23 protein-coding genes and 1 other annotated feature are annotated in these 25,560 nt (G+C 45.9%); of the genes, 7 read left to right on the forward strand and 16 right to left on the reverse strand.

Annotated features, from left to right (window positions below; genetic code table 11):
- Positions 1-343: 343 nt before the first annotated feature.
- Positions 344-1,228, reverse strand: coding sequence for a YitT family protein (locus RDW05_RS00810; RefSeq protein WP_307977492.1), 885 nt, complete (start codon positions 1,226-1,228; stop codon positions 344-346).
- 265 nt (positions 1,229-1,493) lie between these two features.
- On the opposite strand from RDW05_RS00810, the gene RDW05_RS00815 reads away from it, so the two are divergent.
- Entirely contained in the window at positions 1,494-1,820 is a 327-nt protein-coding gene (locus RDW05_RS00815; protein ID WP_307977493.1) for a hypothetical protein, read from the forward strand.
- A gap of 129 nt (positions 1,821-1,949) precedes the next feature.
- Here the strand turns inward: RDW05_RS00815 and RDW05_RS00820 are convergent, their stop codons facing one another.
- From RDW05_RS00820 to RDW05_RS00835, 4 genes are all read right to left on the reverse strand, one after another.
- Positions 1,950-2,312 (reverse strand): DUF1667 domain-containing protein, encoded by a 363-nt coding sequence (locus tag RDW05_RS00820; protein ID WP_021720113.1) that lies wholly within the window; start codon positions 2,310-2,312, stop codon positions 1,950-1,952.
- 12 nt (positions 2,313-2,324) lie between these two features.
- On the reverse strand, positions 2,325-3,593 hold the full coding sequence (locus tag RDW05_RS00825) for an NAD(P)/FAD-dependent oxidoreductase (RefSeq protein ID WP_009145285.1): 1,269 nt from the start codon (positions 3,591-3,593) through the stop codon (positions 2,325-2,327).
- Positions 3,594-3,595: 2 nt separating this feature from the next.
- On the reverse strand, positions 3,596-5,059 hold the full coding sequence (locus tag RDW05_RS00830) for an NAD(P)/FAD-dependent oxidoreductase (RefSeq protein ID WP_040565033.1): 1,464 nt from the start codon (positions 5,057-5,059) through the stop codon (positions 3,596-3,598).
- Between the two features lie 206 nt (positions 5,060-5,265).
- On the reverse strand, positions 5,266-6,003 hold the full coding sequence (locus RDW05_RS00835) for a phosphatase PAP2 family protein (RefSeq protein ID WP_307977494.1): 738 nt from the start codon (positions 6,001-6,003) through the stop codon (positions 5,266-5,268).
- A 150-nt stretch (positions 6,004-6,153) separates the two neighbouring features.
- Here RDW05_RS00835 and RDW05_RS00840 point away from each other — a divergent pair, with 150 nt between their 5' ends.
- A complete protein-coding gene (locus RDW05_RS00840; RefSeq protein ID WP_307977495.1) occupies positions 6,154-6,714 on the forward strand; it encodes a hypothetical protein in 561 nt (186 codons plus the stop codon).
- 390 nt (positions 6,715-7,104) lie between these two features.
- On the opposite strand, the gene RDW05_RS00845 is transcribed toward RDW05_RS00840, so the two are convergent.
- The 4 genes from RDW05_RS00845 to RDW05_RS00860 all read right to left on the reverse strand — a co-directional run bounded on the left by RDW05_RS00845 (position 7,105) and on the right by RDW05_RS00860 (position 10,285).
- Complete coding sequence (locus tag RDW05_RS00845; RefSeq protein ID WP_307977496.1) at positions 7,105-7,485, reverse strand: hypothetical protein; 381 nt, start codon at positions 7,483-7,485, stop codon at positions 7,105-7,107.
- A complete protein-coding gene (locus tag RDW05_RS00850) occupies positions 7,463-7,606 on the reverse strand; it encodes a hypothetical protein (protein ID WP_293692810.1) in 144 nt (47 codons plus the stop codon). The genes RDW05_RS00845 and RDW05_RS00850 overlap by 23 nt, the downstream gene beginning before the upstream one ends.
- A gap of 396 nt (positions 7,607-8,002) precedes the next feature.
- The gene (locus RDW05_RS00855; RefSeq protein ID WP_307977497.1) at positions 8,003-8,992 is read right to left on the reverse strand and encodes an agmatinase family protein; all 990 of its coding nucleotides are present in this window, start codon (positions 8,990-8,992) and stop codon (positions 8,003-8,005) included.
- A 48-nt stretch (positions 8,993-9,040) separates the two neighbouring features.
- Complete coding sequence (locus RDW05_RS00860; protein ID WP_307977498.1) at positions 9,041-10,285, reverse strand: Nramp family divalent metal transporter; 1,245 nt, start codon at positions 10,283-10,285, stop codon at positions 9,041-9,043.
- Positions 10,286-10,597: 312 nt separating this feature from the next.
- Here RDW05_RS00860 and RDW05_RS00865 point away from each other — a divergent pair, with 312 nt between their 5' ends.
- Entirely contained in the window at positions 10,598-11,374 is a 777-nt protein-coding gene (locus RDW05_RS00865; RefSeq protein WP_304098763.1) for an IclR family transcriptional regulator, read from the forward strand.
- 178 nt (positions 11,375-11,552) lie between these two features.
- The gene (locus RDW05_RS00870; RefSeq protein WP_293692806.1) at positions 11,553-12,032 is read left to right on the forward strand and encodes an L-2-amino-thiazoline-4-carboxylic acid hydrolase; all 480 of its coding nucleotides are present in this window, start codon (positions 11,553-11,555) and stop codon (positions 12,030-12,032) included.
- Between the two features lie 105 nt (positions 12,033-12,137).
- On the opposite strand, the gene RDW05_RS00875 is transcribed toward RDW05_RS00870, so the two are convergent.
- The gene (locus tag RDW05_RS00875) at positions 12,138-12,941 is read right to left on the reverse strand and encodes a MetQ/NlpA family ABC transporter substrate-binding protein (protein WP_307977499.1); all 804 of its coding nucleotides are present in this window, start codon (positions 12,939-12,941) and stop codon (positions 12,138-12,140) included.
- Between the two features lie 80 nt (positions 12,942-13,021).
- Positions 13,022-13,273, reverse strand: a binding site (T-box leader).
- Between the two features lie 443 nt (positions 13,274-13,716).
- On the opposite strand from RDW05_RS00875, the gene RDW05_RS00880 reads away from it, so the two are divergent.
- From RDW05_RS00880 to RDW05_RS00890, 3 genes are all read left to right on the forward strand, one after another.
- Entirely contained in the window at positions 13,717-14,856 is a 1,140-nt protein-coding gene (locus tag RDW05_RS00880; RefSeq protein ID WP_307977500.1) for a PLP-dependent aspartate aminotransferase family protein, read from the forward strand.
- Between the two features lie 29 nt (positions 14,857-14,885).
- A complete protein-coding gene (locus tag RDW05_RS00885; protein WP_307977501.1) occupies positions 14,886-16,067 on the forward strand; it encodes a MalY/PatB family protein in 1,182 nt (393 codons plus the stop codon).
- Positions 16,068-16,378: 311 nt separating this feature from the next.
- Complete coding sequence (locus RDW05_RS00890) at positions 16,379-17,620, forward strand: hydantoinase/carbamoylase family amidase (protein ID WP_307977502.1); 1,242 nt, start codon at positions 16,379-16,381, stop codon at positions 17,618-17,620.
- Positions 17,621-17,726: 106 nt separating this feature from the next.
- Here the strand turns inward: RDW05_RS00890 and RDW05_RS00895 are convergent, their stop codons facing one another.
- From RDW05_RS00895 to gyrB, 6 genes are all read right to left on the reverse strand, one after another.
- Positions 17,727-19,061 (reverse strand): MATE family efflux transporter, encoded by a 1,335-nt coding sequence (locus RDW05_RS00895; protein WP_307977503.1) that lies wholly within the window; start codon positions 19,059-19,061, stop codon positions 17,727-17,729.
- A 38-nt stretch (positions 19,062-19,099) separates the two neighbouring features.
- Positions 19,100-21,550 carry a DNA gyrase subunit A gene (gyrA, locus tag RDW05_RS00900; protein ID WP_304075495.1) on the reverse strand — a complete coding sequence of 817 codons (2,451 nt, stop codon included), beginning with the start codon at positions 21,548-21,550 and terminating at the stop codon, positions 19,100-19,102.
- A gap of 70 nt (positions 21,551-21,620) precedes the next feature.
- Entirely contained in the window at positions 21,621-22,385 is a 765-nt protein-coding gene (locus RDW05_RS00905) for a TSUP family transporter (protein ID WP_374110993.1), read from the reverse strand.
- A gap of 165 nt (positions 22,386-22,550) precedes the next feature.
- On the reverse strand, positions 22,551-23,288 hold the full coding sequence (locus tag RDW05_RS00910) for a thiamine diphosphokinase (protein WP_307977504.1): 738 nt from the start codon (positions 23,286-23,288) through the stop codon (positions 22,551-22,553).
- Positions 23,288-23,587, reverse strand: a complete 300-nt coding sequence (locus tag RDW05_RS00915) for a hypothetical protein (protein WP_307977505.1) — start codon at positions 23,585-23,587, stop codon at positions 23,288-23,290. Before RDW05_RS00915 ends, RDW05_RS00910 begins: the two co-directional genes overlap by 1 nt.
- Positions 23,588-23,619: 32 nt before the next feature.
- Complete coding sequence (gyrB, locus tag RDW05_RS00920) at positions 23,620-25,560, reverse strand: DNA topoisomerase (ATP-hydrolyzing) subunit B (protein ID WP_307977506.1); 1,941 nt, start codon at positions 25,558-25,560, stop codon at positions 23,620-23,622.

A 25,560-nucleotide genomic window follows, 5' to 3' on the forward strand; every position in this document is an offset into this window, starting at 1 on the left:
TTGACTTGGTCTTGCGCTTTCGCGCTCGACCCGCACATTCGCTTTTTTCTAGGTTCAATGTTCAGTTTTCAAGGTTCACTCTGTTGCGTTTGTTCGCAACTTTGTTCTTTGTGTTTGTCGCTGTATCCCGGCGACTTGTATATAATACCACGTGGGCAAGGTAATGTCAACACCTTTTTTACAACTTTTTTAAGATTTTTTAGTGAAACACTTGGCATAGTGGGCAAATAAAGTATCATGTATACACGCTTTGAGGCCTCTGAAAAACTTCAAAAATTTCTTCAAAAATCTACGAAAAATCCTCAAAAACACCTTGCAAAACGTCATTTTTTAGCAAAAATTTCTATAATCTTTTTTCGAAATTTCCTATCACCGATACATTTTCGTATTCAATAATAAAGATATTCGGGTCACATTCTTCCAATAAATGACGTAATTTCATTGACTCAACCTTAGAAACTACTGTCAAAAGCACATTGGTATTCTCACCGCTATAGGCACCGATGCCCTTAATTTTAGTTACACCGCGATGCACAGCCGCAAAAATAACCTCTTCTACCAAATCTATTTTGGTAATTATAATCATCGTTACCGTAATACTGGGTAAATAAGCCTTATCCAATACAACAGAAGTAATCACTGCAAAGAAGATGGAGTAGACTGCCGCAGCCACATCATATAATAGAATACAGCTGCCAAAGACAAAGATATTGATAATATTGAAGACTTTGCCTACACTCATATTGTGATACCGGTGCATCAGCAGCAGTCCCAGTATGCCCTCACCGCCGCCGCTGCCCTTGCTCATCAGTGTCATACCGCAGCCAAGGCCACACAGAATACCACCTGCCAGACAAGCCGTAATCGTATCAGGCAGATAATTATGCTTTGCCACAGGCACCAGACTCAATAATACGCTGTAGCTGGTTATGCAAACGGCCGATTTTACTAAAAAATCCTTGCCGAATTTGCGTATGGCCAGCATCATCAGGGGAACATTCAACAGGAAATAGATGCAGCCGATATAGCTGTCGGTAACAAAGCTCAGCCCCAGGACATTTCTCATAAAATATCCCAGCAGCTGTGCTATACCCAAAAAACCTCCGTTATACAGGTTACAGGGCAAAATGAACATATTAAAGCCTATAGAATATACCAGCGAGCCGCCTATAATCAGGCACAGGGCCTTTAAGGAAAGAAATTGTCTGAGATAGGTAACAGCCTTCATGCTACAGCCTCCTTTGCCGACTGACGGGGAAGGGGGTTGATTAATAACTACTATTATAATAATAACCTAAAATCTTCTATTTGCGTATTAACCAAGTAAATAAAGCACTTTTTTCATATCCACATAAGTAAAATGCTAAAGTCTTTACAATTTTTTCTGCTTATTTTTTGTAAATCAGACAAAATCGTCATAATTTCGCCATATACTGCCTTTATAATAAAAGCAACAAAGGTAAACAACCACTTTAAGAAAGAAGGTGCCAAATATGATGACAACATTAACCAAGTATATGAAGAAAACCACAGCAATTGCTATGGCTGCCATGGTGCTTTCTCTGCCGCTAGCAAGCGTAGCATCCGCTCACGAAAGGCACGATGCTCCGCCACCGCGTCATTCAGACCGCTATGACAGACACGACCGTTACGACAAGCATGATCGTTATGACAAACACGACCGTTACGACAGACATGACCGCTATGACAAGCGTCATAAGAACGACAATTACGTAACGAAAAAGGACAGCAACAAAAAAGCTACCACCAGCTTCATCATCGGTGCTGTACTTGGTGCGGTAATTGCCAAAAACACCTGATTAACATACTCCTTTCATACTCATTACTCATACACAAAAAGAGCTGCAGTTTTACACTATACAAGGTAGTGCAACTGCAGCTCTTTAAATTTGTACTATATTATATGTAACTAAGTAATCCTCAGCTGATTACATATCACGGCTGGCGATAATATCTACACCAAGGCCGAGAATATCCTTAACTACAACGTCACCGGTTTTAATCGGAGCGGTAACCTTGACGGTGCGCAGGAAGCGTGCGCAGTCCATGATACGTTCCTTCGGCAGTACGTTAGCGGATACTACAGGCAGCAAAGGCAGCATACCGCCTTCTACAGCAACGGTAGAGGTCAGCATACGCTTCGGAGCAGTAACTTCATCGTTAGCATATTTAGCGCCACGCGGGCAGGTGTTGCCGGTAACATTGGTAACTGCACCATTTTCAATGGTAACAGTCATCTCGCAGCCCATAGGGCACATAATGCAGTTCATAACACGAGTTTCAACAGCCATTTTATACCCTCCTTACAGCACCAGACCTACGGTAACTTCGTCACCGATCTGGGCAAATTTTGCAGCCGGAATTTCTACGGCAATCATTTCACTGGGCTTTGCTACGGGCAAAGGACGGCTCAGCAGAACATTGTCGCCACTCTTAACCTCCAGCTTAACTTTGCGGTGCGGTGCAGCAACACGCATGAACAGCTTAACCTTCTCGTCTGCAGGAATTTCTGCAGGCATGGTCAGCTTCTGCGGTACGCAGGTACGTACGCCGTCAATAGCCTTTACGGTTACGGTACGGTTTTCGGTTGCCATTTTCTCCTGAGCCTTCAATGCAGCATATTTGCCTGCGATTTCAGCTTCTTCGGATACAAAGTCAACCAGGTCATGTACGTGTACTACGTTGCCGGCAGCAAAGAAACCGTCTAAGCTGGTTTCACGATGCTGGTCAACAACCGGACCGTTGGTCAGCGGGTTCATTTCCAGATCAAGTCCGCGGGACAGCTCGTTCTCAGGAATCAGACCGACAGACAGCAGTACAGTATCACACTCGATATCAAATTCGGTACCCGGGATCGGAGTCATGCGCTCGTCAACCTTAGCAACGGTGATACCGGTTACGCGCTCTTCACCATGGATAGCAACGATGGTGTGGGAGAGGTACAGAGGAATATCATAGTCGTTCAGGCATTGAACGATATTACGGGTAAGACCGTTAGAGAAGGGGCAGATTTCCAGGCAAGCCTGAACCTTGCAGCCTTCCAGGCTCATACGGCGGGCCATAATCAGGCCGATGTCGCCGCTGCCGAGGATAACGATTTTGTGACCCGGCAGATAGCCTTCCATATTAACCATACGCTGAGCAGCACCGGCAGTAAATACGCCTGCAGGACGCTCGCCCGGAATACGGATAGCGCCACGGGTACGCTCACGGCAGCCCATGGTCAGGATAACAGTTTTGCCTTCCAGCTTCAGTAAGCCTTTTTCCGGATTAACGGCAATAACGGTTTTATTGTTTTGTACATCTAATACCATGGTATCAACCAGGGTTTCGATTTCAGGTTTATCAGCAACGAGCTCGATGCAGCGATGTGCATAGCCGGGGCCGGTCAGCTCTTCCTTGAAGTGATGCAGACCGAAGCCATTGTGAATGCACTGTTGCAGGATACCGCCGAGTTCGCGGTCACGCTCGATAACAACGATTTTTTTAGCACCATTCTGCCATGCGCTGTAAGCAGCAGACAGACCGGCAGGGCCACCGCCAACAATAATTACATCATATAATTGGTTCATTATTATTCCTCCCCGCCATCTGCAGAATATTTTTCGTAGAACATATTGGAATCAGTACGTTCTTTTAATACTTCGGGAACAGAAATGTTCAGCTCGCGTGCCAGAATCTGGGTAACACGCGGACCACAGAAGCCACCCTGGCAACGGCCCATGCCTGCACGGGTACGGCGTTTTACACCGTCAACAGTGCGTGCGCCAACAGGAGAGTTAATTGCTTCTACAATTTCGCCCTCGGTAACGGTTTCGCAACGGCAGATTACGCGGCCGTACAGATTGTCTTCGGCAATCTTGGCAGCCTTTTCATCAGCAGTCATATAGTTGAATGCTTTATGCTTCGGCAGAGCAGCCTTAAAGTCAGCCTTCTTGGCAGCGCCGCTTACACGGGCAATTTCGTTGGCAATCAGCTCACCTACAGCAGGAGCTGCAGTCAGACCGGGAGATTGCATGCCGGCAGCATTGTACAGGCCTTCAACCTTTTCGGAAGGACCGAGTACGAAGTCACCGGTGCTGGAAACAGCACGCAGGCCGGCAAATTCGGTAATAGCTGCGCCCATCGGCAGGTTCGGAATCAGCTTCTTGGCAGAAGCAATGATTTCATTCATGCCGGCAGTGGTAACAGCCTTATCCTCTTTGGAATCCTGCTCATTAGCGTTAGGACCGATGAAGGTGTTGCCGTGGGTAGTGGTGCAAACCAGAATACCTTTGGATTTTTTGGTCGGGGTAGGGAATACCACGCCATAAACCAGGCTGCTGCAAGCAGTCTTATCAAACAGAATATATTCGCCCTTACGCGGGGTGATGGTGAAGGTGTCATCACCGGCCAGCTTAGCGATTTCGTCAGCATACACACCGGCAGCATTAACTACATATTTAGCAGCAATAGTGCCTTTATTGGTTTCTACACCGGTAATTTTGCCGTCTTCCTTAACGAAGCCCAGTACCTTGCAGTCGCGGATAACTTCTGCACCGTTTTGTACAGCGCATTGAGCGAAAGCAATAGCAGCACCGAACGGCCAGCATACGCCGGCACTCGGAGCCCACAGAGCACCCTTGACAGTAGTCAGGTTAGGCTCCTGCTCAAGAACTTCTTCTTTAGACAGGATTTGCAGCCCTTCAACGCCGTTCTTTTTACCGCGTTGCAGCAGCTCCTGCAGAGTCTGCATTTCCTCGTCGGTGGTTGCAGCAACCAGGGAACCGGTCCATTTAATATCCAGGTCCAGTTCGTTTTGCAGCTCGTGGTACAGAGCGTTGCCACGAACGTTGGTAATAGCTTTGAGGCTGCCGGTAGGAGCGTCAAAGCCAGCATGAAGAATTGCACTGTTAGCTTTAGTAGTGCCGATAGCGATGTCCGGCTCTTTTTCCAGCAGAACGCATTTCAGGTCATACTTGGAAAGCTCGCGCAATACAGCAGTACCTACAATGCCGCCACCAATAACGACTACATCAGCAGATTTTACAAATTCCATTCCGTCACTTCCTTGCTGAATTTTCTCATAAAAATACATCTAAATTTTATCACAAATCTGCAAAAAATAGAAGAGGGAAGCGAAAATAAAAAGTCCATGGTGGGACACGATATGCCCCAACGATGTTTTCTTCATTATATACAAAAAAGCTGCTGCCATTTCAGTCTTACTGTAAGCAAAACTGAAAATGGCAACAGCCTGAAATTCTATTCTCTCTTTTTCACAAACCATCTCAGTGGCAGCTTTTTCTCCAGCCAGCCGATAAAGATATCCGAAAGCGGTGTAAGCAGAATCCAGCTTAAAACAAGCAGGACAAAGGAAACAGAGCCTACAAAAACATCGGTAAACCAATGCGCACCGCCCATAATACGGGGCAGAGAGAAAATAATAAATACAGCCAGCGCTTTAACGAAAGCGTCCTTGCCGATATATTTCCACATATACACAGCAAATATCAACAGCATCATGCCATGGTCACCGGGGAAGCTGCTGCCGGAACGGTCCTTGGCAGGCCAGCCGCTCAGCTGGCTAACCCAGTTTACATTATGATACAGCTGGTCAAAATAAATAGAAGCACTCGCACGGTCAATCGGCAGCAGCTTATCAAACTGCTTAATGATTACCGCACTTACCAGCATGGCAACGCCGATACAGAACAGCCAACGCTTACCTTCAACATTGCTTTTGCGGTAATAGCTGTAAAAAATCGCCAGCATCGCGACGAACGCCACCACATCAAAGGCACGCAGATTAACAAAGGCCGTAAAATAAGTAAAGGCCGTTCCCTGCGCCAGCTTCTGGTTAAAGAAATAAAAGACACTTTGGTCCAGAGCCAGCCACGGTCCGTGATAGCCGGCGGTGGGGGTGCTTGCCAGCCAGCTTCCCAAAAGCAGTGCTCCCAGGATATTACAGATAATTATCCAAATCAGGTTATTTTTCTTCATATAATCTCCTCGTATTTCAACATCCACTGTTCCTCAGATATCACCTAAAGTTCAGTTAACAAATTTACGTAAATATGATACCATATTCTTGAGGATTATATAAGTCTTTTATGTAGAATTTTCCTATCAGCTTCCAAAGGAGTGAGAATTATGCGCAAGCTGCTTTTACTGTTAACCTGCTTACTGATGTGCTGCTGCAGTGCGTTGGCGCTCGCCGCAGAAAAAACTAAGGCTACCGATGATGCTGACGCAATCAAACCGGTGGAAACCATCAGCGCGGCAGTAATGAATGAACGATTGCAGGCAGGCGATAGCGACGACCTGCTATATGTAAAAATCAAAGAAGACAGGGTAGAGGTTTACCAAGGATTGGCAACAGACCGCTCTCTGCGCAAGCAGCTGATTTTAACTATGCCCAATACCGAAATGCTGCGCTTATATACCAATAACAAGGCAACCTTTGCGCAGATGAACAAAATGCTCAGCGATTACGAAAGCTCCAACGCCAACTTCAACGGCTATAAGATTATCACCGATAAGGATACACCGAAAAAGCTGGAGAACGGCGGTAAAATCTATCGCCTGTGGTTTATGAAGATTGAACGCGAAAAGCAAAGCCGCAGGGGTGGCTGGAACTTCCCGATTGGCATAGGTATCGGCATCGGCGGCGGCCATCACCACCACGGTCCCTGGATTGGAGTAGGGTGGTAAGAATATATCGTATATATTACAAAGAGTGTACTAAGCTATTTTGCGACTTAGTACACTCTTTTATTCATAGCCAGTATTACAATCTCAATTAGTAAGGATATAGGTACACAGCACCTTGGCAGATACACCTTTGATTTTAGTACATCCGCATTTTGCTAACAGTCTGATAATCCCATAAGCTGAAATAAAATTAGCAATAGAGCGAGAAATATTCTTTTCATTAGTCGAATTACGTGAAACAATAGACATGGCGTAAACCTCCTTGGTTGATTGTTTGTTGCACTTTATTGTACCAAGTTTTGAGGCTTTACGCCTTTTTTATCTTCTGAAATATGCAGTTTTCAAGGAATTAAGCTGATTTTCGGTGTGGGAAGTTTGAGTTAATAAATATTAACCTCTAAGTCCTATTTGCCTAGCGACTTTTTTTATCTGTAAAACAAAAGAATCGTTACTTCGTCCTTTTCCTTCCAAACTGTTTATTGGTGTAGCGGCCCATCGATAAATTTGCTCTATACTCCCATAACCTCTTTTAAACAATACAGCATATTTTGCACAATTCTCTTTAGTAGGTGCATCAGATAAAATAATTTTTAATTGTTCGTCAGTCCATGGTTTTCCTTTATTAGAAACATCATATTGATCTTCATGATCTTTCTGATAGTCAATCAAAACCTTTTTTACAAATTGAATTTTCGTATCTAATGAAGAACCATCCAGTTCTAAATCCAGTAATTTATAAATTTCTAATTTATAATCTTGTTTTTTCATCATTTACCTCTAAATAAACTTTTACTATTCCGTCATTACGCATTTCTGAATGTACTATTTCAGTATTATCATCTAATGTTAAAATAGATACATCAAAATAATCATCTCCTTGCAATACATTCATTTTAGCATATCCATACAGCTTTAGCAATTAAAACAAGCGTAGACCTTCCTAAACATAAAAAGAGATACTGTGCGCACAAGCAAAAAAGACCTGCAGCCTCACTCCTTTGCTATTAGAGTAATATAAAAAATGTCTAAGCCTTTCATTTGTGCATTATATTATACAAAATGTCTATTATATTGCACATGAAAATGTTTTTTAGAAATTATTGACATTTTTTCTATTTTCGTGTAATACTAAGTGGGAAGTTTGAGTTACTACTCTAAAAACTTCTTGATATACGTATTTTATCTAGTAGTAGTCGAAAAACTATTATCAAAATATAGGCCACAAAAAGGCTTCACTATGACAAAAGAGCAGTCTGCATCCACACAGACTGCTCTTTTTGATTTGCAATTATTTATTTTCCAGCTTCATGCGACGTTCAGCAACACCGTTAAGGAAGTACAGCGCCAGCCAGCAGCCAACATGAGATGCTGTTTGCAAAGTACCGTTTTCCGGATAAATTTCTACGAAATCCAAAGAGCAGGCACCGGCAAGAGCTGCCTCATGCACCATGCTCAACAGCTCATAGCTGGTCAGACCGCCCATATCTTGCGGGCCTTGCGGCATATAAGCAGCGTCCAGAGCATCGGCACAGATAGTAATATAAATTACTTCCGTATCCTTGGAAACTACAGCCAAAGCTTTTTTAATCGCTGCCTTCCAGCCTTCTTCTTTAATCTCACGACAGGGAATAACAGTAGCACCGTATTTTTGGGCGTTTCTGTATTCCTGCTGATGATTACGCGGTCCGCGGATACCAATATGAGCAATCTTGGTAGCATCCATATTGGGGTCATTATACAGCTGGAAGAACGGAGAGCAACGAGAGTATTTGTCATCACCGAAGTTATCGTAGTTATCAAGATGAGCATCAAAGTGCAGCACGCCTACTTTTTTCGGATGGCGTTTGGCCATTTCGCTGATCAGAGGATAGGCGATACCATGGTCACCGCCTAAAACGATAGGCACACATTTTGCATCCAGCAGCTCGCCATATCTTTCACGAATTTGTGCAAAGGTGAACTCGTAGTTACCATTTTGTACAGCAACGTCGCCATAATCACCACCGGTAAGATGTTCAAAGGAATCAATATCAAAATCAGGCAGATAGCCGGTATAACGAATAGAAGCAGTACGAATAGATTTAGGACCATCGGTGCAGGAGGAATAACCGCCAATAGTGCAGCCGCCTTCCCAGGGCACACCCATAACAGCAACATCAACCTTCTTTAAATCTTCCTTGTTTTCCAATACAGGCAGATTCAAAAATGTCGGAACACCACTATAAATATTGGTCGGTAAAAAATTAGGGTCATAAATTGTCGGTTTACTGTCTTTCATTAAAATATCCTTCTTTCCTAGTCAAAACTAAACTATTTATTCATAAGATCAGAACAGGCTGATAACGCTGCTCAGACCAAGGTATAAACTGATTAAGAAGATTATCCAGCCCAATGCAGTTTGTATAGCACTGTTGGTAAATTCACCCATGATTTTCTTGCTGCAGGTAAGATAAACCGTAACGCCTACAACTACAGGCAGAACGATACCATTAACAGCCTGTGCCGTCATAATCAGCGCAATCGGATTAAAACCAAAAGCGGAGATAACAATACCGGTTACAAGAACCGCTGCATTAGTAATAACAAAGCGTTTATCGCTTCTGTCAGTTTTCCAGCCCCACAAGCCTGCAAGTACATAGGATACGCCCATCGGTGTGCAGACAGCACTGGAAACACCGGCAGCAACCAGGCCAACAGCCATAAACGGCTCTGCAAAATCACCCAGAGTGGGCTGCAGCTGAACTGCCATATCCATAGCATTTTTTACGGTCATGCCATGCATAACAGCAGCCGAAGTAATCAAAATTGCACCGGTTACGATACCACCGATAATCATAGGGATGTTAGTACCAAAGGCAACCAGCGGCAGTTCCTCGGCGCTATGCCAGGTGCGCTTGGCGCTGGCAGCATGTAAAAACATGTTATAAGGAACAACGGTAGTACCAATCAAAGCCAGGCAGGTCATCAAAGAACCTTCCGGAATGTGCGGTACAAGACCACCAAACAATTCGCCAAGATTAGGTTGTACAACAATCATTGTAATCAGAAAAACAATGCACATAACTACAACGCAGACAGCCAAAAGCTTTTCCAGATATTTCAAAGCATCACCGGCAAAGCTTAAAAGCACCATAATGCACAGGCCCCAAATAGGTGCAATGATATGTGTCGAAACGCCGGTCAATGCACTGACGCCCAAAGCAGTACCTGTCAAATCACCGCCCATATAAGCAAAGCCGCCTACAGCGATAGCCACGGCAACAAGGCCTACAAGAAATTTTCTGAGCAGCGGACGGTCATCAAAAGCAATCTGCAAGGTTTCCGCCAAATCCTTTTGGGTTACCACGCCTAAACGTGCTGCCATACCCTGTGTAACAATAACAGCAATTACGGAAAAGACTATGCACCACAACAATTCATAGCCATAACCGGCGCCGGCTCTGGTAGAGCTTGTTACGGTACCGGGACCGATAAAGGAACCGCAGATTAAAAAACCTGGTCCCAAAGCAGCTAATTTTTCTTTAAAAGTAAAGTGACGCGGTGCTTTAGCACCATTTGTTTCCTTTTGCATTTGTAATGCCCCCTCAAAAAAATAAATATATCAGACGCGTTTCGCTTTACATTATCGTTTTTCTTTTTATATTATCGTCTGATATTATTTCTTATATCACTTTACAGCAGCTCTGTCAAGATTTTTTTGTACTATTAATGTAAAACATTTCCACAAATCACATTTTCAGATATTTTCTTCAGTCAGACGCTGAAATAGTCTGCGCCAATCAAAAATAATGTATTATAAAAACGGCTCTCCAGCTCTTCATTGTCAGTCTAAATATATGTTATAATATATTTAATGTATCGAAGATATCGAAGGAGCATTATCATGACTACTACTACACCAAAGCTAATCCAATCAGTCCAGCGTGCTATTGATATCCTCAACTGCTTCAACAACAGCAACCCTGAAATAAGCATCAATGAAATCAGCGCCAAAACAAAACTGAACGTCAACACAGCCCGTGGACTTATCAATACAATGGTAGCAAACAATCTGCTGCTTTTAGACCATAACACCAACCATTACCGCTTGGGAAGCTTTTTTCTGAGCAAAGCAGGCATTATCCAAAGCCAAATCCGTTCTTATATCATTCTCTGTAAACCGCTGATGAATGCGTTGGCAGAAAAGTATCATATAACTGCCAGCCTGCAGATTGTCAACCAGGATGAAATTGTCACGATTTATTGTGCTTATCCTGTCAGTACCTCTTATTACATTACCTTGTCCGAATATACGCCTCTGCCGGAATACGTTACCTCATCCGGTAAGCTGCTTTTAAAGCATGTACTGCTTCCCGCACGTCCTGATTATCTGGACGATATTGAATTTAAGCCCTACACGCCATATACCTTAAAAAATAAACAGGAGCTGCAAAAACAGCTTGATGAAATTACGGTAAAAGGCTATTCCGTAGAAAAAGAGGAATTTAACCTTGATGTCGGCAGTATCGCTGTACCGATTTTTGATTTAAATAAAGACCTCATCGGCACCGTCAGCGTCACTGTCTTTGCCAGTGCCATGCCCCGTCTGGAAAAAAACTTGGTGCATGACCTGAAGCAGATTGCCGATCAGGTCGGCGGTTTAATCGGTATGCAAAAATAAACCTTGTACTAATCTCGTTGCTTCCTTACGCAAGTAACGAGATTTTCTTTTTCACGATATTGTCGTTTTTAAATTTGCAATTTCGTCTTGTATGATTTGCGACTTTTTTGTATAATGCATATGAGCTATATAGGTTTCTCTATATAGTCCAATGCAAAACAAGTGAGGGATTATTAAAATGCAAGAAGAAGTTAAAGAACCGGTTTCCATGTTTGTTTTATTTGCCAGGATGTTTTCTATTACCGCCAAAAATCTGGAAAAAGAATTTGGCGAAAAAGGCCTGAAGGTCTTAGAGGACAGCGTTAAAGAATTTGGTATTGAACGTGGCAAGGACATTGCTGCCCGTGCCAAAGCCAACGGCAAAGAAAATACACTGGAAAATTATCTGGATAACTACGATATGGGACGCAGCGAAGAATTCGGTTATGATACTGTTTATAAGCAAGACGGCATTCACCAGGATTTTCACCGCTGCGTATTTGCCAAAACCTGGATGGATGCAGGTGAAGAAAAATACGGTCGCATCTATTGCGAAAACATTGATCCTGCTATCGCAGAAGGCTATAACGAAAATATGGAATGTGTACATGACCATATCATGTATGCAGATGGTCATTGCACCTTCTGCTTCCGTATGAAAGAGAACAATAAAAAATAATAACGGCAAACTATACCGACTAATAAAAAACTCCCCTTAATATAGCTGTACATTTGCTGCAGCTGATATCAAGGGGAGCTTTTCTATATATTTTTATTTTCTACATTAAAATGCAGGTTCAATGGTGCCTTTATATTTATCGGCAATAAACTTCTTCACAGCCTCGGACTGGTAAGCTTTCACAAAAGCCTTGTAAGCTTCTTTATCCTTATCCTTGTTGCGAGCAGCAATAATCATTACAGCCAGCGGCTCATCCATAGGCTCAAGGAAGATATTCTGCTTTTTAACATCTAAGCCACCGCTCATTACATAGTTCATGGTAATAGCAGCAGCATCTACATCAGCCAGACTGCGCGGCAGCTGTGCTGCCTCCAGTTCCTTAAATTTCAGATGCTTGGGATTATCGACAACATCCTTCGGAGTAGCCTTCATGCCCACGCCATCCTTCAGTTTCAACAAACCGGCGCGCTGCAAAAGCAACAGACCGCGACCACCGTTTGTCGGGTCGTTAGGAATCGCAATCGTTGCACCATCCGGAATATCCTTCACATCATGCACCTTATCACTGTAAATGCCCATGCGCATTAAAATAGCGTTGCCGATGGGCACAAGGTCAGTCTTGTTGGTCTTGTTAAAGTTATCCAGGAAGGGCTTATGCTGATAGCTTACCAAATCAAGCTCGCCATCCGCCAAAGCCTTATCCGGGGTAACATAATCAGAGAACTCCACAACCTGTACCTTCAAGCCACTTTTTGCCGCTTCCTTGGCAGCAGCCTCCACAACCTCAGCATGAGGACCTGCAGTAGCGCCAACCTTAATCGTCGTTTCCGCCTGCTTATCACCGCCGCCGCAGCCTGCTGCCGCCAGTGCCACTACAGATAACGCAATAACCAATAATTTTTTCAACATAATTCATCGTCTCCTTTGTAAAACTATAAAACTAAAATAAAAAAAGCCTTCGTTTATCCATACCGCATTTTCATTATGCAGTAAGGGACGAAAGCAAACTTCGTGGTACCACCCAATTTCACTGCTACCTCACGATAGCAGCCTCCTCAAGTACGCCGGACTAAGCCATTAATACTTCAGCACTGTAACGGGTGCTCCCGGACGACCTAAACTTGCGCTTCAGCCAATCAGCTCCAAGACCATCTTCGGCAAAGTCTCCTGCGCTTCCTTGCACCAAACGAAAGCTCTCTGTGGCAGTACTCCTTGCGTACTCTTCTTTTCATCGCTCGTATATGAACTTGTGAGTAAAAATATACAACTTGTCAAAGCATCTGTCAACAAAAAACAGGAAAATTTTTCTCAAAGCCTAGTATTTTAGTAGATTTGTAAACGATGTTACACAATTCACTTGCTTATACAACTGCTATTCTGGCCCCTGCAACAGAAATATTATTTTTATTTTACATTTCTTCATTATAGCGCCCCAAAATACAATAAAAAGTGTAAATTTGCCTATTGACAAACTAGGCTTTATCATGTAAATTATCAAGCAACATCACACAAGCATTGCTTGTTGATTTTGTTTCACGAATAAAAAATTTGACAATATCACGCTCAACAGGTGAGAAGATTCCGGAGGAGAAAAAATGCAGCAATGTGCATAAAACTGCTTGCTGCAGTCCCGATGCAATATCCGGTATCTTGCCGCCTGACCTTGAAAGGAGAAGATGACACTATGGAATTTGCAACAAAATGTATTCATGAAATCGGCGCAGCTGACGCAACCGGCAGCATTACCCCGGCAATTTATCTTTCCTCAACCTTTGCACACCCCAAGCTGGGGGACACTACAGGCTTTAATTATACACGTGAATCCAACCCGACACGTGCACGTCTGGAACAACTTCTGGCAGCATTGGAGAACGGTGTCGATGCCTTGGCTTTTTCCTCCGGCATGGCTGCAGTTGATGCGGTTATGAATCTTTTCGCGCCCGGCGACCACATTATCACCGGCAACGATCTCTACGGCGGCTCCTTCCGTCTGTTCCGCAACCTCAATGCCAAAAACGGCGTAGAGTTCACTTCTGTGCATACTTCTAAGCTGGAAGAAATTAAGGCTGCCATTAAGCCCAATACCAAAGCCATCTTTTTGGAAACACCTACCAACCCCACAATGGAAATCAGTGATTTGCGTGCTATCAGCAAAATCGCCCGCGAAAATAATTTTCTCGTTATCGTCGACAACACCTTCCTGACACCATATTTTCAAAAGCCGCTGGACCTTGGCGCTGATATCGTTATCCATAGCGGAACAAAATATCTTTGCGGCCATAACGATGTACTCGTCGGCTTTACCGTAGCAAAGGACCCTGTTATTGCCGACAAGCTACGTCTGATTTATAAAACAACCGGTGCCTGTCTGGGAGCACTTGATGCCTGGCTCGTTATCCGCGGTATCAAAACTCTGCCGCTGCGTATGGAGCAGCACCAGAAAAACGCTTTTGCCATTGCCAAATGGCTGCAGGAGCAACCGCGTGTACAATATGTTTTATATCCCGGTCTGGAAAATCATCCCGGTTATGAAATCAACAAAGCGCAGACCACCGGCTTCGGCGGCATGATTTCCTTTGCTGTAGACAACGCCGAAACAGCACGCCAAATTTTGGAAGGCGTCAAGCTCATCAAATTTGCCGAAAGCCTCGGCGGTACGGAAAGCCTGATAACCTATCCGATTCGCCAGACGCATACCGACCTTACTGCTGAAGAATGTGCCGAAAAGGGGATTACAGATTGTCTGCTGCGCTTCTCTACAGGCATCGAAGCAACGCAGGATCTTATTGACGATTTGGCACAGGCCTTTGCTGCAATAGAATAATTTGTAAGAATAAAGTTTGGTGATAAGCTATGACTAAATATGATTTTGACAAGATAATCGACAGACGTAATACAGACTGCTTAAAATACGATTTTGCCATTCAACGTGGTCGTCCGGCAGACGTTTTGCCTTTTTGGGTAGCAGATATGGATTTTCCTATTGCCCGGGAAATACAGGAAGCACTTCTTGAACGCTGCCAACATGCCATCTTCGGCTATAGCGAAAGCACAGAAGCATATTTTCACGCTGTCCGCGACTGGTATACTAAGCATTTTAACTGGAGCCCTGAATCCGAATGGCTCACCAAGACTCCCGGCATAGTTTTTGCCCTTGCTATGGCAGTAAAGGCCTTCACCCAAAAAGGTGAGGGAGTACTTGTACAGCAGCCGGTTTACTATCCTTTCAGCGAGGTTATAGAGGATAATGAACGCAAGCTGATTAATTCACCGCTCATTCTGAAAAACAGTCATTATGAAATGGACTTTGCCGATTTAGAAGAAAAAATCGTCGCTAACAATGTTAAGCTGATGCTTTTATGCTCACCGCATAACCCCGTAGGCCGTGTCTGGACCCGCGACGAGCTGCAAAATTTGGGCGATATCTGCCTTAAGCATGGTGTAATTACCGTAAGTGATGAAATTCATGGTGATTTCGTCTGGGGAAATAACTCTCAGACGGTTTTTGCAAGTTTGGGTGAGCAGTACGAGCAAAATTGCGTAATCTGCACTGCACCCAGTAAAACCTTCAATATTGCCGGTCTGCAGGTATCCAATATCTTCATTCCTAACAAAAATCTACGTCGCCGCTTCCGCAAGCAGGTAGCGGCAGCAGGCTATAGTCAGGTAAACACCTTAGGCCTTGTTGCCTGTCAGGCAGCCTATACTTATGGTGAGGATTGGCTGCAGCAGGCAAAGGCTTATATCGAAGATAACATTAAATTTGTTGATGCTTATCTGAAGCAGAACCTGCCGCAGATTAAGCTGCTCCGGCCTGAGGGGACATATCTGATTTGGCTCGACTGCAGCGCCTTAGGCCTTACAGCTGCCGAACGCGAGCAGTGGCTCTGGCATAAAGCACACCTCTGGCTCGACGGAGGCGGTATCTTCGGCAAAGAGGGAGAAGCCTTTGAACGTATCAACGTTGCCTGCCCCCGTGCGCTATTATTAAAGGGACTTGAGCAGCTGAAGCAAGCTGTTCATGAATTAAATTAAATTTATTAATTCCATTCTTTCTACGATGTAACTGAAAAAACTGCTGCCTTCTTTGTAGCAAAAGTGAAGGCAGCAGCTTATTTTTATTTTCGCTATACTTTTGCAGGCTCATTATTCCATCTTGTAAATTGACGCCGATTTGTATATAATTCAGATAAGCTATCCTGTGCTTGTTTGCTGTAATACTCTTATCGGAGCAGATAAAACAGCGGAACAAATTGGTTTTAAAGCTATAATAAAATATAATAAACTTACTTTTTTACGCTTTTGCCTCTACGCAAAAGCCTAATGAAGCTGGAAGGGAGCATTATATGAAACGTGAACAAATAGCCAACAATATTGTTGCCGATCTCAAGGAGCTGGCAGCCTTAACCTCTGATGCAAACGGAGCACACCGCGTTGCCTGGACACCGACATTCAAAAAAGCAACGGAATGGTTTGCCCAAAAGATGCAGGCAGCAGGTGCCGAGGTCTGGACCGATGCCGCAGGCAACAGCTGGGCCAAATTTGCCGGCGAAAGCGAGGAGTGCATTGTTATCGGCAGCCATCTCGATTCCGTACCTGACGGAGGCTGGCTGGACGGCGCTTTAGGTGTTGTAGCAGCCATGGGCATCGGTGCCTATGGTCTGGCAGATAAAAAGCCTGCCAAAACTCTTTACGTTGTCGGCTGGGCTGACGAGGAGGGTGTAGCCTTCGGCAAAAGCTGTCTTGGCAGCAGCGCTGTCAGCGGCATTGTCACGAGCAAAGATGTATTGCCCTTAGTCCACCAAGAAAACGGCCGCAGCTTCAGCGATGTCTGGCAGGAATATGGCCTTGATGCCAGCAAGATAGGGGAGGCACACACTGCCTTTGCCAAACTGCCGGTTAAAGCTTACCTGGAGCTGCACATTGAGCAGGCACCGCTGCTGACGTTAGCAAAAAAAAGCGTAGCCTGCGTTTACGGCGTCTGCGGCTGCAACCGCCAGTACATCACCTTCCGCGGTCAGCAGGGCCATTGCGGTTCGCCGGTTGCCCTGCGTCAGGATGCCTTTATCGCGGCAGCGCAGACCACACTTGATCTGCGTGAAATCGCCCTCAAATATGATTCCTATTGTACAGTAGGCAATATCGAGGTCAAGCCTGACCTGACTACTATTTCTCCGGGCTATTGCCGCATTTCGCTGGACCAGCGCAGCATTAAGCCGGAAACAATGCAAATCATTGTTGCAGAAGCCAAGGCTGCGGCGCAGAAGCATGCACAGGAGGGTAAGCTCACTGTAGAGTTTGAGCCTATCTGGCATGCGGAGCCGATTCTTTTTGATGAACAGCTGGTAGAGGACTGCAACGCTGCCGTAGAGGAGGAAACAGGTGCAAGACACAGCATGTATTCCGCACCGCTGCATGATGCCGTGCCTCTGAATGCCGTTGTACCTTCGGTAATGATGTTCACCCAGTCTGATCCCGGTATTTCTCACTGCAAGGAAGAAAATACCCCGCAGCCGCAGCTGGAGGAGGCAATCCGTGCCTTCATCCGTCTGGCGGAAAAAGAGCTGGGTACAAAATTTGCAGAGTAGGCGGTATAGCTTAGCTATGACCTTGCAATAACGTAATTTTATATTTCAACACGACAAAAAGCAGCTTCTGCGATGCAGAAGCTGCTTTGCTTTTTATACGGCATATTTATTTTATTAAATCCTTCAATCCGCGTATCCGCATAACCTTCCAGGTAAAGCACAGACTGCGCAGCGACTGGTCCAAGAACATCGGTACCCAGGCGCCCACAATCCCCAGCTTGCAATAATAGATAAAGAAGGCCGTCATCAATGGACGTAAAACGGTAATCAACACAAAGGAATAGACCGCAACAGCAGTAGTCTGGCCGCTGCCACGCAATATACCTGCGGTGATAATCGTATGCCCCTGCGGTATGCAAACGGCAGCTACCCAGAACATTACCGTTTCACTGAGAGCAAGTGCCTGCGCATCCTGCGAATAAACACTGAAGATGGGTACACGTGCGGCATACAGGATAATAAAAGACGCAACGGAAAGACCCAGACCCCATTTAAAGCCTATACTGCGGCAGCGCTTCCAGGTTGCATAATCAGCGGCACCGCGCATTTGCCCGGCCAGCACCATATTAGCCTTGCCGAAGCCAAAGATAAAATCATAGGAAAAATCGCAGATGTTATAGCAAATGCTGTGTACTGCATAGGGCAGAGTACCAAGACGCGCAGTCATCCAGCCATAGGCCAGCATGCCGATGCGTTCCGCCCCCAGCTCACTGAAAACACCGCCGAATACAGGCATAAATTCCCGCCAGAAGACTTTATCCGGCAGCTGCAGCAGACCATCACTGAAAAAGCCCTCTTGCTTCATAATCCAGATGGTGATACCAAGAGTACACAGCGAGCCGATAATCGTGCTGATTGCAGCGCCACGCACACCCCAGCCGGCAAAACTGCCAAAGCCGGTAATGAGAAAATAATTGCAGACGATATTCACTACATTGCCGACAATATTGCTTTTCATAATAGCGCTTGTCCGGCCTACGCCCAACAAGGTTCCCTGCAGCAAAAGTGACAATGAGTTTAGCAGTACTGCAGCTACGGCAATATTGCCGTAAGCCAGCGCCAGCTCCAAATAATCGCTCTGCGCACCCATCAGCACCACCAGCTTCTCAAAAAAGCCATAGAAAAGCAGATGCAGCACTACAAGCAGGATACTGCTGACAGTAAAGCTTTGGCGCAGCAAAACCTTAATAGCGGAATATTGTCCGGAACCGAATTTATTCGCCGTCAGAATCGTAACTGCTGACGCCAGTGAGCGCGATACCGTCAGCAGCACCAGGCGCAGCGGCAGAAAAATGCTTACCGCCGCTATGGCCTTAGCACCCAATACGCCTACCATAATCAAATCAGCCGCAGCCAGAAAGGTCATAAAAATGCCCTCCAACGCAGCGGGGAGGGCAATACGCAAATATTTACCTGTTAATGAATCATTAAAGCTCTTCATTTTCTAGAAAACATATACGTTAAAACAAATAAACAAATTTATTCAGCATCCTCTTCATGATGGATTGCTGCCAGAGAAACAACCTTGTCATCATCGTTCAAGGTCATCAGCTTTACGCCCTGGGTATTACGGCCATATTGGGAAATCTGGTCCACATCGGTGCGGATAATCAGACCGGCTGCGGTAATCATCATGATTTCCTGCGCCGGGTTAATAACCTTCATGCCGATTACCAGACCGGTTTTTTCGGTAATCTTCATGTTGATGATACCCTTGCCGCCGCGAGTCTGCTTACGGTATTCCTTAACCTCGGTACGCTTTCCCATACCGAATTCGGTTGCCGTCAATACCTCGGAATCCTCATCGGAAACGCTGTCCATAGCTACAACCTCATCGCCGTAGTTGAGGGAAATACCCTTTACGCCATGTGCAGTGCGTCCCATGGTACGTACATCCTGCTCATCAAAGCGGATAGCAATACCGTTGCGGGTTGCCAGGATGATTTCGCTGTTGCCGTCAGTCAGTTCAACACCGATCAGATCCTCATCATCGTCCAGATTAATAGCAATCATGCCGTTTTTGCGGACGCTTTCCAGATCCTTAAGATTGATTTTCTTTACAGTACCCTTATTGGTAGCCATAAACATGTACTGCTCTTCTCTGAATTCCTTCACCGGAATAACAGCCGTAATCTTTTCGCCAGGCATTAAAGCCAGCAGATTGATAATAGCTGTGCCCTTGGCTGTGCGGCTTGCTTCGGGGATTTCATAGCCCTTCTGGCGATATACACGGCCACGATTGGTAAAGAAGAGAATGTTATGGTGGGTGGTAGAGAGGAAGAGATGCTCTGCCGAATCATCAATCTTCTTGCCGCTGCCGCCGGTTTTGCCTACGCCACCGCGTTTTTGGCTGCGGAAGTTGTCGAGAGTCTGGCGTTTGATGTAGCCCTGATGGCTGATGGTTACAACGATATCCTCCTCGGCAATCAGGTCCTCTATATCCATTTCGGAGCTGTCGATGGAAATTTCGGTACGACGCTCGTCACCGAAGCGCTTCTTCATTTCCTGCAGGTCTTCCTTGATAATGTTCATAACCTTATGCTCATCTGCCAATACGCTTTCCAGCCAGTCAATAGTTTCCAGCAGGTCAGCATATTCTTCGTCAATCTTCTTGCGCTCCAGACCGGTCAGGCGCTGCAGGCGCATATCCAGAATAGCCTGTGCCTGACGCTGGCTCAGCTTAAAGTTTTCCATCAAAGCAGTACGGGCAATTTCTGCTGTCGCGCTGCCGCGGATGGTGCTGATTACAGCATCAATATTATCCAGGGCAATCTTCAAGCCCTCTAAGATGTGAGCTCTGTCCTTAGCCTTGCCAAGCTCGTAGCGGGTACGTCTGGTAATAACATCCTTCTGGTGCTCCAGATAGTATTCCAGCACCTGCTTGAGGTTCAGAACACGCGGCTGGCCGTTAACCAGCGCCAGCATGATGATACCAAAGGAGCTTTGCAGGGCGGTATGCTTGTATAGACGGTTCAGAACAACGTCAGGAACAGCATCGCTCTTCAGCTCAACAACAATCTTCATGCCGTCTTTAAGGCTGGAGAAGTCATCAACCTTGGTAATGCCTTCAATTACGCCGTCCTTAGCCAGGTTAGCAATATCCTTAATCAGGTTAGCTTTGTTAACCTGGTAGGGGATTTCGGTAATAACGATATGGTGCTTGCCCTTGTTGGCAGGCACGATCTCAGCTTTAGCACGGATTTTTACAACGCCGCGGCCGGTGTTATAAGCGCTGGTGATGCCTTCCTTGCCCAAAATGCAGGCACCGGTCGGAAAGTCAGGGCCTTTGATAGCCGTCATCAGCTGCGGAATTTCCACATCCGGGTTATCAATCAGCATAACCAGGCCGTTAACAACCTCGCACAGGTTGTGCGGCGGAATGTTGGTAGCCATACCGACTGCGATACCGGCACTGCCGTTAATCAGCAGAGCAGGAACCTTAGAAGGAAGTACGCTGGGCTCTTTTAAGGATTCATCATAGTTAGGTACAAAATCAACAGTATCCTTTTCGATATCCTCCAGCATTGCCTCAGCAATTTTAGCCATACGCACCTCGGTATAACGCATTGCTGCCGGACTGTCGCCGTCAATGCTGCCGAAGTTGCCATGGCCGTCTACCATCAGATAGCGGGTAGAGAAATCCTGCGCCAGGCGCACGATTGCATCATATACGGAAATATCACCATGCGGGTGATATTTACCTAAAACGTCACCGACGATACGAGCGGATTTTTTATAGGGCTTCGTCGGAGTCATGCCTGCTTCCTGCATTGCGTATAAAATACGGCGATGTACAGGCTTCAGACCATCGCGGACATCAGGTAAAGCACGTTGGATGATAACGCTCATCGCATAATCGATGTAGGATTTTTGCATTTCCTCTTCGATATATACGGGAAGAACTTTACCAGTGGTATTTTCTAAATCCACTTTATCACCTTTCCTTTACAAAAAAACAATATTACAACCAGATATCTGAGGCAGAAGGCCTCATCTCAGGTTATTTTAACAATATCTCATAAACCTGCTTGCCAATCAGCAGGGTAGTAACCAGTAAATACAAGGGACGCACATAGGAAGCACCCTTTTTAATCGCCAGACGGGTACCGACAACAGCACCGGCAATCATTGCCGCAGCCATAATCAGGCCGTAGCTCCAGATAATTGTGCCGCTGACAGCAAAGGATACAAGAGCACCAACGCCGCTGGCAAAATTCAACGCCTTGGCATTACCGGCAGCCGTTACAAAGTCATAGCCTAAATACAAAAAGCCAAAAATCAGGAAAGAGCCTGTACCGGGACCGAAGAAGCCATCATAAAAGCCCATGGCAAACGCCATGACGATGGCACCGATTAAAGCCTGCATACCAAGCTTTTCTATCGTACCGGCATCGCCCCAATCCTTACGGCGATAGGTATAAACAGCAACAGCAACCAAAAGCACGACGATGATATTTTTCATCAGCTGCTCCGGCAGCAGATAAACTACGTAGGCACCTAAGGCTGAACCGATAAAAGAAAGCGGCATCAGCGTAAAGGCTGCCTTTTTTATTTTACCGGCGCGCCAAAAGGAGAGCACGCTGGTAAAGCAGCCGATAGAGGCTGCCAGCTTGTTTGTTCCCAAAGCATAGGGAACAGGCAAGCCCAGGCTCAACAGGGCAGGGGTGGAAATTAAACCGCCGCCGCCAACAGTAGAATCAATAAACGAAGCTATAAAGCCTGAAACTATCAGGAAGATAACTGTCGTTGCATCTAAATTCGCCACAAAAGTTTCCAAAAAATTCCCCTCATTCCGGTGCGTAGTTGTTAGTTGTTAGTGATTAGTGGTTAGCTTTAGGTTGCCTGTATATCATGCTAACGACCTTCACTATACACTATTTACTAATCACTGCACACTGCACACTGCACACTATACACTATTCACTTTTACCTATTTACTGCCTTCCGCCCAACGGATATAGAGTCCTAAAGCACCGCTGTGACAGGTGCAGCAGATTTTTTCGGCACCTTCCAGAACCTCATTGCTGATAGCATAAGGATAGAGCTGACGCAGTGTTGCCTGCTGCAAGGGCCAGCGCACGCCGGTAAAATCTACTGTCGTGCTTTCGCTTAACGGCAGCAATGAAACAGCTTCCGCCGCAGCCTGCAGCTTCAGCTCTACGCTTTCTCCTGCTGTCAGCAGCAGCATAAATTCCTTGTCATCCGCCAGTATAACACGGCAGCCACGCTGCTTTTTTACTCCCAGCAGAGTGTAAACGTTGCTGTATAAATGGTCGAAGCGTCCGCCCCAAATACCGCTGGCAAGAATATCTCCCTCAGGCAGATTGTGCAGCAGCAGCTGCAGGTCGGTATCATCCTTAGCAGGATTAAAGCTGTACACCTCTGTGCCTGCAGCACGCGCCTGCTGATAAACAGCCTGTGACGAGCTGTCGCAATCACCGAACAGCTCCGCCGGCAAACAGCCGGCCGCAAGGCAATACTCAGCGCCGCGGTCGGCGCAGTAAATTTTCTTGCCGCTGCCAATGCTGTACAGCCACTCAGTTTTTGGTCCGCGTCCGCCTGCAACCACCAGCAAAGTGTCAGCAGGGGAGAGTGCAACGGTATGATGTTTCACGTGAAACATTACACGCAGCTCCAGCTCAGGCAGTACAAAAAGCTTGTCAGCCATTATTTTTTCGCTACAGCAACAGGCTTAATCACAATCTGGCCGTTTTCCTTGAGAACCTTCCAGGTGCAATCACCATTCTTGTTCTTCAGCCATTCCATGCTGATTTCCAAAAGAAAACGGTTCAGGCGCTCCTGTGCATCCTCCGGCAGCAGCAGCACTTTTTTAGCAGGTGCCTTAGCACCCTTTAATTTGCTTTGCTTAACCTTTTCGTCAGCATACATGCCGTTTTCAAAGGTCAGCTCCTCGCTGAAGCCCTTCAGCATATCTGCATCGGAAAGTCCTTTTTTTATCTTAACCATTTTAAGCACCTCTTTTTATGCAACAAGCCTGCTTACAGGTCCAGGTTACGAACCTTCTTAGCATTGTCCTCGATAAACTGACGGCGCGGCTCAACCTTATCGCCCATCAGAATGGAGAAAATGCGGTCTGCCTCTGCAGCATCCTCCAGATGAACCTGCAGAATAGTACGTGCCGCAGGATCCATAGTTGTTTCCCACAGCTGGCCGGGGTTCATCTCGCCTAAGCCTTTGTAGCGCTGTACATACGGGTTAGTATCGCGGCCAACCTCGTCGAGGATTTGCTGCAATTCTTCATCGCTGTAAGCGTAGTAATGCTGCTTCTGGTTTTTACGGATTAGATACAGCGGCGGCTGTGCAATAAACACATGGCCTTCCTTAATCAGGGGCTGCATATAACGGTAGAAGAAGGTCAACAGCAGCGTACGGATATGCGCACCGTCGACATCGGCATCTGTCATAATAATAATCTTGCCATAACGTGCCTTCTCCAGATTGAAGTCATCGCCGATACCACAGCCGAAGGCGGTAATCATATTGCGGATATCTTCACTGCTCAGCACCTTATCAAGACGTGCCTTTTCTACATTGAGGATTTTACCGCGCAGCGGCAAAATAGCCTGGAAGTCACTGTTACGTCCCTGCTTGGCGCTGCCGCCTGCAGAGTCACCTTCGACCAGATAAATCTCAGTATCCTCAACGTTACGGCTCTTGCAGTCAGCCAGCTTGCCGGGAAGTCCGCCCAAATCCATAGCGTTCTTACGGCGTGTCAGTTCACGTGCCTTACGCGCTGCTAAACGTGCGCGTGCAGCAATAATAGCCTTTTCCACCAGCTTTTTGGCAACCTGCGGATTTTCCTCCATAAACTCGGCCAGAGTATCGCCGACCAAGTTATCCACGATAGGCATAACCTCGCTGTTGCCCAGCTTAATTTTAGTCTGGCTTTCAAACTGCGGGTTCTGCACCTTCAGGCTCAGAACTGCAGTTAAGCCCTCACGCACATCATCACCGCTCAGTGCATCCTCATTTTCCTTGAGCATATTGGTTTTACGCGCATAAGCGTTAATTGTGCGTGTCAGCGCCTTACGGAAGCCGCTGAGGTGAGTACCGCCTTCCTCGGTGTTGATATTGTTGACATAGGTAAAAATATTCTCGCTGTAGGTATCGCAGTATTGCATTGCAACCTCAACGATAATAGCGTTCTTTTCGCCCTCCAGATAAATCGGTTTCGGATTAATCTTATCCTTGTCCTTATCCATAAATTCGACGTATTCGATAATACCACCGGCGAAATGGAAGGTTTCACTCTTATCCTCGGCACGTTCATCGGTCAGTGAAATGGTGATACCCTTATTCAAAAAGGCCAGCTCGCGAATACGCAAACGCAGGGTATCATAGCTGTATTCAGTTTCCGTAAAGATGGTAGCATCCGGCTTAAAATGTACCGTAGTACCGGTAACATCGCAATCGCCCTTTTCATAGAGCTTTTTGGAGGTTTTGCCCTGCTTGAATTCAATGCCGTAGCATTTACCGCCGCGGCGAACTTCAACCTCCATATGCTCACTCAAAGCATTAACGCAGGTAACACCTACACCATGCAGGCCGCCGGAAACCTTGTAGCCGCCGTCACCGAACTTACCGCCTGCATGCAATACTGTCATGATAACCTCAACAGCAGGCTTCTTTTCCTTTTTCATCATATCCACGGGGATACCACGGCCGTTATCGATAACCGTAATGCTGTTATCCTTATGGATAATTACCTTGATATCACTGCAGTAGCCGGCCAAAGCCTCGTCAATACTGTTGTCCACAACCTCATACACCAGATGGTGCAGACCGCGGGAGGACGTACTGCCGATATACATAGCAGGTCTTTTGCGTACAGCCTCCAGGCCCTCTAAAACGTGAATCTGTTCAGCGTTATAATTGCCCTTGACCGCTGTAGCTTCTTCAATATCAATTTCCTGGGTCAT

The organism is uncultured Phascolarctobacterium sp. (genome assembly GCF_902463975.1).
Lineage (GTDB): Bacteria > Bacillota > Negativicutes > Acidaminococcales > Acidaminococcaceae > Phascolarctobacterium_A.